This window comes from Candidatus Poriferisodalis multihospitum (assembly GCF_028283155.1).
In the GTDB taxonomy this organism is placed as follows: domain Bacteria; phylum Actinomycetota; class Acidimicrobiia; order Acidimicrobiales; family Poriferisodalaceae; genus Poriferisodalis; species Poriferisodalis multihospitum.
Map to the genome: position 1 here is coordinate 1 of NZ_JAPYOK010000102.1, position 12,671 is coordinate 12,671.

8 protein-coding genes are annotated in these 12,671 nt (G+C 68.2%); 3 read left to right on the top strand and 5 right to left on the bottom strand.

Going from position 1 to position 12,671, the window contains the following annotated elements; all coding sequences use genetic code 11:
* Positions 1–38: 38 nt before the first annotated feature.
* From VI480_RS11535 to VI480_RS11550, 4 genes are all read right to left on the bottom strand, one after another.
* Positions 39–1,403 carry an HNH endonuclease signature motif containing protein gene (locus tag VI480_RS11535; RefSeq protein WP_323672995.1) on the bottom strand — a complete coding sequence of 455 codons (1,365 nt, stop codon included), beginning with the start codon at positions 1,401–1,403 and terminating at the stop codon, positions 39–41.
* A 326-nt stretch (positions 1,404–1,729) separates the two neighbouring features.
* Positions 1,730–2,851, bottom strand: a complete 1,122-nt coding sequence (locus tag VI480_RS11540) for an acyl-CoA dehydrogenase family protein (protein ID WP_323672996.1) — start codon at positions 2,849–2,851, stop codon at positions 1,730–1,732.
* A gap of 61 nt (positions 2,852–2,912) precedes the next feature.
* A complete protein-coding gene (locus VI480_RS11545; protein ID WP_323672997.1) occupies positions 2,913–4,064 on the bottom strand; it encodes an acyl-CoA dehydrogenase family protein in 1,152 nt (383 codons plus the stop codon).
* 35 nt (positions 4,065–4,099) lie between these two features.
* Positions 4,100–5,722 (bottom strand): NAD(P)/FAD-dependent oxidoreductase, encoded by a 1,623-nt coding sequence (locus tag VI480_RS11550; RefSeq protein WP_323672998.1) that lies wholly within the window; start codon positions 5,720–5,722, stop codon positions 4,100–4,102.
* 86 nt (positions 5,723–5,808) lie between these two features.
* Here VI480_RS11550 and VI480_RS11555 point away from each other — a divergent pair, with 86 nt between their 5' ends.
* Complete coding sequence (locus VI480_RS11555; RefSeq protein WP_323672999.1) at positions 5,809–7,365, top strand: amidase; 1,557 nt, start codon at positions 5,809–5,811, stop codon at positions 7,363–7,365.
* On the opposite strand, the gene VI480_RS11560 is transcribed toward VI480_RS11555, so the two are convergent.
* Positions 7,354–9,741 carry a hydantoinase/oxoprolinase family protein gene (locus VI480_RS11560; protein WP_323673000.1) on the bottom strand — a complete coding sequence of 796 codons (2,388 nt, stop codon included), beginning with the start codon at positions 9,739–9,741 and terminating at the stop codon, positions 7,354–7,356. The genes VI480_RS11555 and VI480_RS11560 overlap by 12 nt on opposite strands.
* 177 nt (positions 9,742–9,918) lie before the next feature.
* Here VI480_RS11560 and VI480_RS11565 point away from each other — a divergent pair, with 177 nt between their 5' ends.
* On the top strand, positions 9,919–10,326 hold the full coding sequence (locus tag VI480_RS11565) for a rhodanese-like domain-containing protein (RefSeq protein WP_323673001.1): 408 nt from the start codon (positions 9,919–9,921) through the stop codon (positions 10,324–10,326).
* Positions 10,327–10,379: 53 nt separating this feature from the next.
* The gene (locus VI480_RS11570) at positions 10,380–12,656 is read left to right on the top strand and encodes a N,N-dimethylformamidase beta subunit family domain-containing protein (protein ID WP_323673002.1); all 2,277 of its coding nucleotides are present in this window, start codon (positions 10,380–10,382) and stop codon (positions 12,654–12,656) included.
* Positions 12,657–12,671: the final 15 nt, after the last annotated feature.

Below are 12,671 nucleotides of genomic sequence, written 5' to 3' on the forward strand. Positions count from 1 at the left end.
GCTCCCTGCGTGGGTCCGCAGCCCTATGTCCGGCGCTCTCAGGCTGCGGGGTCTTCCCACAGCGGTTTGGCGGTGGGCGAGGGTCTGGTGGTGGTGGGAGTCCGCGGCGTGCGACGCGTGGGCTTGCGCTGCGGGGCGGGTTGAGCGGGATGTGCCGGGTCGGGGGGCGCTAACCGGTAGCGGCCGTCCCGGACGGTTACTTGCCAGTTGTGGTCGTGGATGAGGTCATGGCAGCGCCAGCACACGAGCACGAGATTGTCGAGGCGGGTCTTGCCGCCGCGTTGGCAGGGCGTGATGTGGTGGGCTTCGCACTCGCCGGGTGGTTCCCCGCAGCCGACGCACGCCCCGTCGCGGGCGATGAGCGCGCGTCGCTGTGCTGCGGTGGGTGCTCGGCTGGCGACGGTTTCATACAGCGGCGTGAGCTCGTCGCCGAAGATCTCGACCCAGAGATCGGAGTTGCAGGCCAGCCGCCCCAGGGTGCTAGGCGGGATCGGGCCGACACCGCAGATCTCGGCGATGCCACCAGGTGAGTCGCTGAGTGCTGCGAGGTCGGCGCGCACGATGATCTCCGCAGTCTTGCTGCCAGCCGGGGGAGTCGGCCTGGGGTCGAATGCCGGCTCGGCTTCGGCGTTGGACTCGGCGCCGGTGGCGAGGAGAGCGTCGAGGGCGTCAGCCATGCGCTGGTCGCGAGTGCGGACCGCTTTGTCAGGCACAGTGCCGCTGTCGCGGCCGTCGGGGGCCGCCTCAGAGGTTTGCGATTGGGCCTGTCGGCGGCGGTCTGCTTGGCGGAGCTGTTCGGCTTGTTGGCGGAGGCGTTGCTGGATGCGGGTGCCCATCTCTGCGTCGAACGAACCGCGCATCTGCACCGAGCCGTCCTCGCCGTTCCAGAACCGCACATTGCGGTTGCGCCGGTTACGACGATGCTGCGCAGCGAGATCGTCGGCGCTCTGGTGCTGGATTGTCCAGCGTTGCGCGGCCTGGGCGAACTCGTCTTCAGGGAGCGTCTTGGCCATCTGCACCAGGTCGGCATCGCCCTGCACGGCGTCGGGGCTCGTCTTGCGAGCGGCCTGGGCCAGCTTGGCGGCATTCGCGAGGCTGATCTCGCCCTCCGCAACCGCAGTGCGAGCCTCGGGCAACTCGGCCAGCTCCGCCTCAGCACGCACATTGCGGGCCGCCTCAGAACGGGACCGCCCGCCGACCTGGTTCAGCAGCCCTGCGCCGCCGTCGCCGTGGCGCTCACGCCGTGCGACAGCCGAAGCAGCCTTGGTCTCGAGCAACTCGACACGCGAGCGCAGCGACTTCGCCAACCCAAGCGTGCGACGTAGCTCACCGGTAGGCGCCTCTTCGACGCCGCCGAGCGCTGCGGTGAGACATTCAAGCGCCTGCTGCACCTGTGAGAACATACGTTCACTCTACCGGGTCGGTGTGATACGAAAGCACTCACATGCTTATTGAATCATTGCAAATATATGACACATACTTTTAGATAGTTTCAACTACAAGCAAATGGATGCTGAACGACCTCGATGGCAGCCTCGTCCGCCGACGAGAACTCCACCTCAGTTCGATCATGTGGGATGGGTTGGCCTGACGGCAGCGTCGTCTGCTGGCACGGAATTGTGCTCGCCCCGCACAATGTGCTGTGGCGCGAGATTCCCGGAACTACACGAGGATCGAGGTAAGCGCCTGCCGTTAGACAGCCGTTGGCTGCTGGGCGGCAAGTAGCGGCTCAGCGCAGGGCGGCGGTGCCGGAGGTGATGAGGGGGTAGAGGCCGTCGGCGCCGACAGCGGTGGCCATGGTGCCGAGCACGGCCGACCAGTGGGCGTCGGAGCCGTATTCCTTGCGCCAGCTCCACAGCCGGCGGCTGAAGTGGTGCAGTGGGTACTCCTGGGTCATGCCCATGGCGCCGTGGGCCTGGTGGCAGGCCTTGGTGGCTCGGGCGGCTGCCTGGTTGGCGATGAGCTTGGCTGCCGCGATCTCGAAGGGAGCCTCGCCACGGGTGGCTTCGCGTGCCGCCACCTCGGCGGCCATGCGCACGAGCGCTGCATCCTGCGCAGCCCAGACCAGGTGTTGCTGTACTGCCTGGAATCGGGCCACCGGACGGCCGAATTGCACTCGCTCGTTGGTGTAGCTGACCGTGAGCTGGCACATCTTCTCGATGGCGCCTGCCATCAGCGCTACCCGCGACAACGCACCGCGCTGCGCCAGCGCCTCCGCGTCGACGCCGTCAGGAGCGGGCGCCGCAACGCCGGCGGCGCCAACGAAGCGCACGGTGTCGCGGGGCTCGCCGGCCATATTGGGGAGCGGTGTGATCTCGCACTCCGATGCCGGCACCGCAACGACGGATGTTTGCCCGTCGCAGTCACAGACACACACGATCAACTCGGCGCTGCGAGCCCACGGCACCCGGTGGGCTTCGCCGTTCAGCACTGCGGTGCCGTCGCCGGCGATCTCCATCGAGCAGGCCCCGCCGCCGGACCAACCGACTTCGGCCGCCCGAGGCGGGACGACCGTGACGAGACCGTCAGGTCGTTCGATGCCGGCTTGAGCCAGCAGCCAGCCGCCGAGGATGCCGTTCTCGGCCGCTGCGATCGGTGCTGAGTGATAGCCGACCAAGCGGAGCACCTCGATGGCCTCGGCGAGCGTGCCGCCCGATCCGCCGGCCTCCTCTGGTACAGCGATGAGGTCGAATCCGGTCTCGCAGAAGGCATCCCAGATGTCGGGCGCGACACCGGCTTCTTCGGCGGCTTGCACTGCCTCATGGGTGCACAGCTCGCCGAACAGCCGGTCGGCCGTCTCAGTGATCAGCTCGTCGACCACGACTGGCTCGGGCGCCGTCGTCACGGTCATGCCGGCACCTGACTCGATGGGGCTGCCGTCATGCCGGCAGGCTGGATCGATGGGGTTGCCGTCATGCCGGCAGCCCCTGCAAGCCCTTCGAGGCCACCGAGCGCAGGATCTCGATGGTGCCGCCGCGGATCGTGTTGCCGGGGAAGGTCACCACGCACTGCGCCAGCAGCCGCTCGAACAGCGACTCAGACTCTGGCGAGTATTCCTCGTCGATGAGCTGCACCAGCTTCTCGACCACTTCCTGCTCGTAGCGAGTCCCCATTTCCTTCACCAGCGCCGACTCCACCGACGGCGCTTCGCCCTCGTCGATCAGCCGTGCGACTGACAGCGACAGGTTCCGGATGCCCCACCAGCGAGCAGCGAGCTCGCCGAACAGGTCCGACACAGCCGCTTGCATCGGTGTGCCAGCGGCCTCGCGCAGCAGCTGCTCCACCGTCGAGAACGGCGACAGCCAGCGGTCGGGCCCGCCCCGCTCGTACGCCATCTCGGTGGTGTTCTGGTGCCAGCCCATGCCCGGCTGGCCCACCACGTTGATGTCGGGCACGAACACGTCGTGGAACGTCACCTCGTTGAAGTGATGGCTGCCGTCCAGAAACGGGATCGGGCTGATCTCGAGACCCGGCGAACGCAGATCGATCAGAAACTGTGACAGGCCGGCGTGCTTGTTGCCGTCCTCCATGGGCGCCGTGCGCAGCAGGCAGATGAACCAGTCGTTCATGTGCGCGTTCGATGTCCAGATCTTCGTGCCATTCACGACCCACCCGTCGTCGGAGCGCTCGGCCCGGGTCGACACCGAAGCCAGGTCCGAGCCGCTGTCGGGCTCGCTCATGCCGATCGAGAAGCCCAGCTCGCCCCGGCAGATCGGCGGCAGGAACCGTTCCCGCTGCTCATCGCTGCCGAACTTCAGGATCACGTTGCCGGTCTGGCGGTCGGCCACCCAGTGATGACCCACCGGTGCGCCCCAGCGCAGCATCTCCTCGACCACGATGAAGCGCTGCACGGCGGTGCGGTCCGAGCCGCCCCAACGTGACGGCAGTGCCATGCCCACCCAGCCGCGGGCAGCCATCTTGGCCGAGAACTCCCGGTCGTGATCGGCGGCCATGCCCAGGCACGGCTCGTGGGCGCCCGGCGGAAGCTCGGCAGCCAGAAACTCACGCACTTCAGCCTGGAGGTCGAGTTCCGGGCCGGTCAGTTCGGTCGGCGTGAATCTCATCTGCAACCTCGAGGATGATTCAGGTTCTGGGGCGATCAGGCCAAGGCGAAGCCGCGGTAATTGTCCGACGCCACGTCCTCGCAGATCTCGACATAGGGCGGGAAGCCCGGCAGCGGCATGAAGACCCGGGTCTTGCCCGGAATGTTCGCCCCCAGGTACCACGAGTTGCAGGTGGGAAACAGCGTCAGATTGGCCACAGCGTTGACGTAGTCGACCCAGTAGGCCTCGGCATCGGCTTCGGGCTCGATCGTGGCGGCACCCCGCTCGCGCAGATCCACCAAGCATCGAGCGATCCAGTCGACGTGCTGCTCGATGGACGGGATCATGTTGGTCAGCACCGAGGGGCTGCCGGGACCCGACACGGTGAACATGTTCGGGAATCCAGCAACACCCAGTCCGAGGTAGGTGCGTGGTCCGGCGTCCCAGTGGTCCGCCAGTCGAGCGCCTTCACGCCCAGTGACGTTCATCCGCAGCAGGGTTCCGGTCATGGCGTCAAAGCCGGTGGCGTACACCAGCGCGTCGACGGGGTACTCCTGGCCGTCGACCACCACGCCGGCTGCGGAGATTCGGTCGATCGGCGTCTCGGACACGTCCACCAGGTGAACGTGCGACAGGTTGAACGTCTCGTAGTAGTTCGTGTCGAGGCACGGGCGCTTGCACGCAATGGTGTTGTGCGGGGTGAGCTTGGCTGCGGTCTCGGGATCGTCGACGATCCCGGCGATCTTGCCGCGGACGAACTCCGCCACGCGGCCGTTGGATTCGGCGTCGAGACCGATGTCGCTGTACGCCCGGTAGAAGGTGAAGCCGCCCACATCCCACCGCTCCTGCATGCGCTCGTCGAACTCGGTGGCACTCGCTTCCTTCGCGAGGTCCTCGCCATCGGGCAGCCGCTGCACCATCGCCGCTTGCTGGGTGAGCATCCTGGCCCGCCGCTCGCGGTAGTTGGCTTTCCAGTCGGCCTGATCGGACGCATCCAGCGGCTCGTTGCGGGCGGGCACCGAGTAGTTCGGCGTGCGCTGGAACACCGTCAGCTCACGGCACTCGTCGGCGATCACGGGAATCGCCTGGATGGCGGACGATCCCGTGCCGATCACACCCACCGACAGCCCTGAGAAATCGACGCCTTCGTGCGGCCAGCGACCCGTGTGGTACGTCGGCCCCTCGAACGTCTCGGCGCCGTCGAAGTGGGGGACATTGGCCGTCGACAGGCACCCCGTTGCCATGACCACGAAGCGCGCTTGGTAGGTGCCCCGGTCGGTCTGCAGGTGCCACTGGTTGTCGGCGTCGTCCCAGTCGACCTGGGTGACCGTCGTCTCGAAGCGGATGTCGCGGCGCAGGTCGTACCGATCGGCGACGTGGTTGGCGTAGCGGAGGATCTCAGGCTGGCCGGAGTAGCGCTCGGACCACTCCCATTCCTGCTCGAGCTCGGGGTCGAACGAGTACGAGTACTGCATCGATTCGACATCGCAGCGGGCGCCCGGGTAGCGGTTCCAGTACCACGTGCCGCCCACGCCGCTGGCTCGCTCGACCACCGCCACGTCGAATCCGAGCCCGCGCAACTTGTGCAGCATGTACATGCCGGCGAAACCGGCGCCGACCACGACGACGTCGTGGACGCTCGGCTCGGCGCCGTTCGAGTCCACCCCGTCGCTGCTCATCGCCGCAGAGACTACCGATGCGCTCGTGGCCGAGCCGAGAGTCCACGACGCAGCCGGAAGCGCGGCGATGTGGCACGCTCCGGGCCATGCCCCGACCGACCCAACCGTGCGACCTCGACGCGACCAGCGCGAAGGCGTTGCTGGAGGCTCGCGAATTGTCGGCGGTCGAGCTGCTCGAGTCGTGCCTGGCGCGGGCCGACGACACCGACATTGCGGTGAATGCACTCGTGGTTCGCGACGACGTCGCAGCGAGATCGAGGGCGCAGGCGATCGACGATGCCCGCGCCCGCGGGGAACCGCTGGGATCGCTGGCAGGTCTGCCGGTGGCCGTCAAGGACATCCAGGCCACTGCCGGGTTGACCACCACCTACGGCGCGGTGCCGTTTGCCGACAACGTGCCCGATGCTGACGACGGCATCGTGGCGCGTGTCCGGGCCGCCGGGGCGGTCATCATCGGCAAGACCAACACGCCCGAGCTGAGCATCGGCGCCAACACCGTCAACCGGCTGTTCGGCGCCACCGGCAACCCATTCGACCCGTCGCTGACATGCGGTGGCAGCTCCGGCGGCTCTGCGGTGGCGCTGTCCTGCGGGATGGCGCCGCTGGCAACCGGATCCGACCACGGCGGCAGCCTGCGCATCCCGGCTTCGTACTGCGGGGTCGTCGCCCACCGCTCTACGCCCGGCACGGTGGCTCACGACGAGCGCACGATCGGCCGCACCAACTACAGCGTGCAGGGACCGATGGCCCGCACCGTCGCTGACGCGGCGTTGCTGCTGTCGGTGATCGCCGGGCGCGATCGCGATGCCCGGCGCGATCCCATGGCGTTCCCACTCGATGCCGCCGCGTTCGCCGATCTGCCGAACGTCGACGTGACGTCGTTGCGCGTGGGGGTCAGCGCCGACCTGGGGGGGTTGCTGGTATCTGATGCTGTCCGGACAGTCTTCGCCGACCGCGTCGCGCGGCTCGCGGGCATCGTCGCCGCGGTCACTGAGGCCGACGTCGATCTCAGCGATGCACTCGATGTGGATTGGCAGCTTCGCTCGGACATCTTCGCCACCAACTACCACCGCAGCATTCACAAGTTCGACCCGGATGCGGCTGGGTCCGACGGCGGCTTCAACCCCAATATCCGCGCCACCTACGACGAGGCGCTGAACACCACGGTGCTCGACATCGCCAAGGCGCGGCGGCGCCAGGTCGAGCTGTACCGCGCCACCGATGCGCTGTTCGACACGTTCGATGTGCTGGTCTGCCCTGGAGTCAGCGTGCCGCCGTTCGACTGGCACCAGCTCTTCCCGGCCGAGATCGACGGTCAACCAGTGCGCAACTACATGGCATGGCTCGGACTGTCCGCGGCGCTCACGGTCGTCGGCCACCCCACCACGGCATTGCCCTGCGGCCTGGACGGGCAGGGCACGCCGTTCGGCCTGCAGATCGTCGGCCCCAGCTACAGCGACCGGCGGTTGCTGGGGACCGCCGCAGCGCTGGAGGCAGCGTTCGCCGCCGACCGGGTGATGGCACGCCCGATGCCTGACGTGGGCTGGCTCAGCACGCTCGAGACTGCCTGCCGCGCCGAGGGCAAGCTCGTTCACGCATCCGCACCGCCTCAGCAGGGCACCGCCGGCGACTCACGCCACTAGGGGCCGGCCAGCAGCGGTTACCCGCAGGGTCGCTTCCACAAAGAGCTCACGGCCGTTGCTCGGTGCCGTGCGAGTCCGAAAATCCACGGTGACCTCCGCATCGTGAGCGCCCGCGACCGCTGCCTCGGCCTTGGCGGCTTCGACTGCTTGTGCCGTCGCCCATTCCCGAGCCTCGTCGAGGCTGTGCCAAATCGGAGGATCGTCTCCCCAGTGGGCCCGGTAGCTGCCGCGACGTGGCGCGGTCACCGTGATCTGCTTGGTGATGCGGACCGGTGCCACGGCTGCACCGACCGCGTTGGCCACCTGGGCATGGGCCGGGACGGCTGCCGTCGTGCCGAGCAGGGCCGCGATGAGCGGGGCGTAGGTGGGGGCCGGGGCCCCGATCGCAACAATCGGGTTCCTCGCGCCGGCATCGAGGTGTGCCAGTAGAACGCGATTGGGCGGAATCGGTGTGGCATCCGGCGCGATCGGGACGCCAGATGACTCGCTGGAATCGAGCAAGCCCCACAGCGGATTGACATCGCCGGGTGCTGCATCTTCGGGAGTTGCATCGTTGGGTGCTGCATCGTTGGATTCAGGGGCAGCGGGACGGTCGAGGGCGCGTTGGCGCCGGTCCAGAGCTGCCTGCGCAAGTGGCCGCCCGATCTCGCTTGGGGCAATGCCGTCCGCGCCCAATGCCACGCCGAGCAGTGCTTCGGCGGTGCCGCGCAGCGCGACGCGCATGACCCGCCGGCTCAGATCGACGGCACCGGTGCCGACATCAACGCCGTAGCGATCGCGCTGGCGGCTGAACAACTCAGCGCCGGCGCTGGCTGCTGAGGCGTCGCCCACGGTGTCGGCGTCGATTAATCCGAGCACGACACAGGCGTCGGTCGGCGTCAGCGCGGCGCGTCGCACTAAACCGCTGCGTTCGAGGCGCTCGAGGGCTCCGCGCCAGCGAGCTGACCGCTTGAGTTCGGTGAGGGGCAGTGCCCCGCCCGCGCCGTCGACCAGCCGCAGGATCTGGTCGTCGAGCCGCATCTGAGGGGAGTCGGGCGGGCCCGTGCCCGTGAGGAACCCAGCCGCCGCCCCGCTCGCTGCGCGCAGCAGCAGCTGCCCGAACTCGGCCAGGGGCCGTTCTGCCTCCAGCTGGCGCCGCAGCATCGGCACGACCACATCGGGATGCCGCTGGGCGGCAACGCACAGCGGCACCACCCTGCGAGGTCCGACGGAAAGTTCGCCGCGGCCGCCGTCGGGTGGGATCCGGATCTCGCTGTCGCCGCCCAGGCCTACGGTCACGGTCGGCAGGGCGCTCACCATCGTGGCGTGACCGCCGACGGTAGCCGTGTCGGCATCGTCGCTGCCGTCCGCGGCAACGACGGCGCCGCTGCGGATCGCTGCGATGTCGGTGGTGGTGCCACCGATGTCGACGATCAGCCCCCCGGCGTCGAACATCTCCTGGCCCACCGCCGAAGATCCCGCCAAGTGGCGAGCACCGATGACACTGGCCGCAGGTCCCGACAGCACCGTCTCGATCGGGCGCTCAGTCACGAATCTCGACGAGACGAGCGAGCCGTCCCCCCGGACCACCATGAGCCGGGCGTCGAGATGCAGCGACTCCATTGCTGCCCGGATGGCCTCCGTGAAGCGGGCAGTGACCGAGATGAGCTGAGCGTTGAGCAGCGTTGTGACCGCCCGGCGAGGACCGCCGAGTCGCGGGGACAGCTCATGGCTGCACGTCACGGGCTTGCCCGTGCGCTGCGCAATGGCGTCGCGAGCCTGCAACTCGTGGGCGGCATTGCGCACGCTGAACTGCGCCGCGACGGCGTATGCCTCGACCCCCCCATCGATGCTGTCGAGTGCCCTTCCGAGCTCATCGAGATCGAGCGGGTCGCGTTCATCGCCATGAGCGCTGTGCCCACCGCCCACCACGACGACTGGCGCCGAAGCGAGGCTGCCGGTCAGCCGATTGTGCCCATCGACCGAGTCGGGGGCCTCAGGGGCGTCGGCTCGAACGATCCGCGGACCGAGCGTGCGCGCATGCAGTCCGACGCGCGCCAGCACCTCGGGCTCGAAGCCGATGGCCACCAATCCGGCAGGTCTCGCAGCGCCCTCGACGAGCGCGTTGGTTGCCAGCGTCGTGGAAACCGCCACCAACCCGATGTCTGCGGCGCTGACGGTGCCGGTTCGCGCGTTCTGCGAACCGCTGCTGCCCTCCAGCACGCTGCTCATCGCTTCGACGACGCAGCCGTAGAGATCTTCGTGCCGTGTCGGTGTCTTGGCCGTCGCCACCACCCGATCGGAGTCGTGGTCGTACACGACGGCGTCGGTGAACGTGCCGCCGGTGTCTATTCCCAGACAGAAACGGCCTGGCGGCGTCCGGAGCGGCGCTGTCACCGCCGCCAGTGTGCCAGCGCACGGCGGCCGAGAGTGGCGACGAGCGTGCCGAGCGGTTCAACGAGTGGACTCGGCCGCCCGTATCGGTGAGACTGCACGGTGGTGCGCCGCTGCGTCCGCTGCGAGCCGGCGGCGGCTGTCCGAAGAACACAGTTGCAGCTCCACGAGGAGGAACCGATGGGCGTCAAGTCAGTCAACGAGATGGTTGCCGAGGCCAAGACCCGTATCGACAACATCTCGCCGGCAGAGGCACACCGTCGTGTCACCGAAGAGGGTGCGCTGATCGTGGACATACGCGATGTCCGTGAGCTCCAGCGAGACGGTGCCATCGTGGGCTCCACTCATGCGCCGCGCGGCATGCTCGAGTTCTGGGTGTCGCCTGATTCCCCGTACACCAAGGCAGAGTTCCAAGAAGGGCGCGAGCTCATCCTGAGCTGCGCAGCCGGGGGAAGGTCTGCTCTGTCTGCGGACACGCTGCAGGACATGGGGGTGGCCAAGGTCAGCCATATCGAGACCGGCTTCGCCGGCTGGAGAGCTGACGGGTTCGCGGTCACCGACTACGACACGTTCCGGTCGCAGCGCTGACCGCGCCGGTCGACCGGACCGCCGACCCCGCCAAGCCGAGCGAGCAACGCACTGTGAGTCAGACTGACGCGCCCCAAGCAGGAGACGCCGATACCCCCAAGCAGCTCACCGGCTATTGCGAGCCGTGGTCGCTGCGCGCCGGCGAAACCGTGCGCCTGTTGGCATCGAGCCACCAGCCCGGCCGAGCAGACATCGACATCACTCGAATCGTGTGCGGCGACCCAACCCGCTACGGACCCGGCTTCGACGAGCGCCCAGCGCCGTCAGCCGGCAACTGGTCGGTGACGCTCGACGAGCAGCCGCTCGTGCCTGGCTCGTACGGGGTCGCGGCAGTTGGCGGCGTGCCCAGCGTCAGCCGTCTCGGTCTGCGGGTGTGGATGATGCCAACCCTGCTGGATGGGCCGCAGCGCGTTGCGACGCTGTGTGCGCAGACCGCAGGCGCGTCGGCGAGTTCTGCAGCAGAGGCACTGCGTCTTGACCTCTCCGAGGGACGCGCCGTTGTGTCGACCTCAGCACACGGCCAACAAGTCCAGTTGGTTGTTGACGATCGGCCGCTGACTCGCAACCGCTGGTACTTGCTTGATGCCGAACTGGACCTCGATGCCGGAACCCTGAGCGCCGCGGTGACCACGGCGCGGTCGGACTCACCTGGGCGCGATGCGCTTGAAGGAAGCCGGTTGAGCGACCTGCCGATGCCGATGCTGGAGGCTGAGCTCATCGAGTCTGCACATGACGGTGCGCCCCGGCACGGCACTGGCGGCACAGCGAGCCTCGGGATGCCGGCGGTCACCGACGCCCTCGCGCCGGTCACGCTGTGGCTCGCAGCGGGGCCTGGAGGCGAGCGATTCGACGGACGTCTCGCGCAGCCGACGCTTCGGACCGGCGATGGCACCGTTTCATGGGATCTCTCCGCCGACATGGCGGGACGCACGGTGCCCGCTGATGATCCTTCCTGCGGGCCGATCGTCCTGCATCAGTTGCCGGCGCGAGCGATCACGGGGCCTGCGTGGGACGGCACGGCACATCGGTGGGCGGACAACCCGTCCCACTTCGACGCGGTCCACTTCCATCGAGACGATCTGTACGACGCGGGCTGGCAAGCCACCGTTGAGGCGACGCTGCCGGACGACTTGCCGAGCGGCATCTACGCCTTCCGTGTGTGCAGCGACGCCGGTGAGGATCGCGTGCCGTTCTTCGTCCGCCCTGCGTCGGGGGAGCGCACTGCCGACGTGGCCCTGCTGATGCCGACGGCCACGTATATGGCCTACGCCAACCACCGGATGCTCTTCGAGGGCGCCGACTTCATCCCGACCAAGACGCGCCTGCGGCCCGAGCACGCGTATATCCGGGATCATCCCGAACTCGGCCTCAGCCACTACGAGAAGCACCCGGACAGCAGCGGCGTCATGTTCAGCTCGCGGCGCCGACCGGTCCTGAACCTGCGCCCCGGCGCGGACGGCTGGAACTTCACGCCCGACACCGACATCAACGCATTCCTGGAGCATCTCGAAATCGGCCACGACATCGTCACCGATGAGGACCTGCATTTCGAGGGCGTCGACGCCATCGCGCCATACCGCGTGCTGGTGACCGGCAGCCACCCGGAGTACTGGTCGACAGCCATGCTGGACGCACTGGCCGAGTGGCAGCGCAATGGCGGTCGGCTCATGTACCTGGGCGGCAACGGCTTCTACTGGAGGGTGGCATTCAGCGATGACTGGCCGGGCGCCATGGAGCTGCGCCGGGCCGAGGACGGTGTGCGCAATTGGCAGACCGGGCCGGGGGAGAGCTATCACGCTTGGAGCGGCGAGTACGGCGGGATGTGGCGGCGCCAAGGGCGAGCGCCCAACGAGATCTGCGGCATCGGCTTCGCCGCGCAGGGATTCGACAAGGCCACCTACTTCGTGCGCGATCCGGCAGTAGACAGCTCGCGCGCAGCGTGGATCCTCGACGGGGTTCCCGACGAGCGCATTGGCACATCCGGGCTGGGCGGCGGCGCCGCCGGCCAGGAGCTGGATCGCTACGACGTGCGGCTGGGATCGCCCGAACACGCCGTGATGCTGGCCTCGGCCACCACGTTCGGGCCCGACATGCTGCGCACAAAGGAAGAGTTCGAAGGCTCGGTGGACTTCCCGACGCCCGATCCCATGGTGCGCGCTGACATGGTGTTCTACGAGACGCCGAACGGCGGAGCGGTGTTCTCGGTGGGCTCGATCTCCTGGTTCGGCGCGCTAGCCCGCGACGGCTACGACAACGACATCGCGCGCATCACGGCCAACGTGGTGCGGCGCTTCGCCGACCCTGAGCCCTTCCCGCCGCCAATTGCATGAGCGGCTGCGCGGGGC

Coding starts and splice junctions, on each gene's coding strand:
- VI480_RS11535 (WP_323672995.1), bottom strand. CDS start 1,403: ATGTTCTCACAGGTGCAGCAGGCGCTTGAATGTCTCACCGCAGCGCTC.
- VI480_RS11540 (WP_323672996.1), bottom strand. CDS start 2,851: ATGACCGTGACGACGGCGCCCGAGCCAGTCGTGGTCGACGAGCTGATC.
- VI480_RS11545 (WP_323672997.1), bottom strand. CDS start 4,064: ATGAGATTCACGCCGACCGAACTGACCGGCCCGGAACTCGACCTCCAG.
- VI480_RS11550 (WP_323672998.1), bottom strand. CDS start 5,722: ATGAGCAGCGACGGGGTGGACTCGAACGGCGCCGAGCCGAGCGTCCAC.
- VI480_RS11555 (WP_323672999.1), top strand. CDS start 5,809: ATGCCCCGACCGACCCAACCGTGCGACCTCGACGCGACCAGCGCGAAG.
- VI480_RS11565 (WP_323673001.1), top strand. CDS start 9,919: ATGGGCGTCAAGTCAGTCAACGAGATGGTTGCCGAGGCCAAGACCCGT.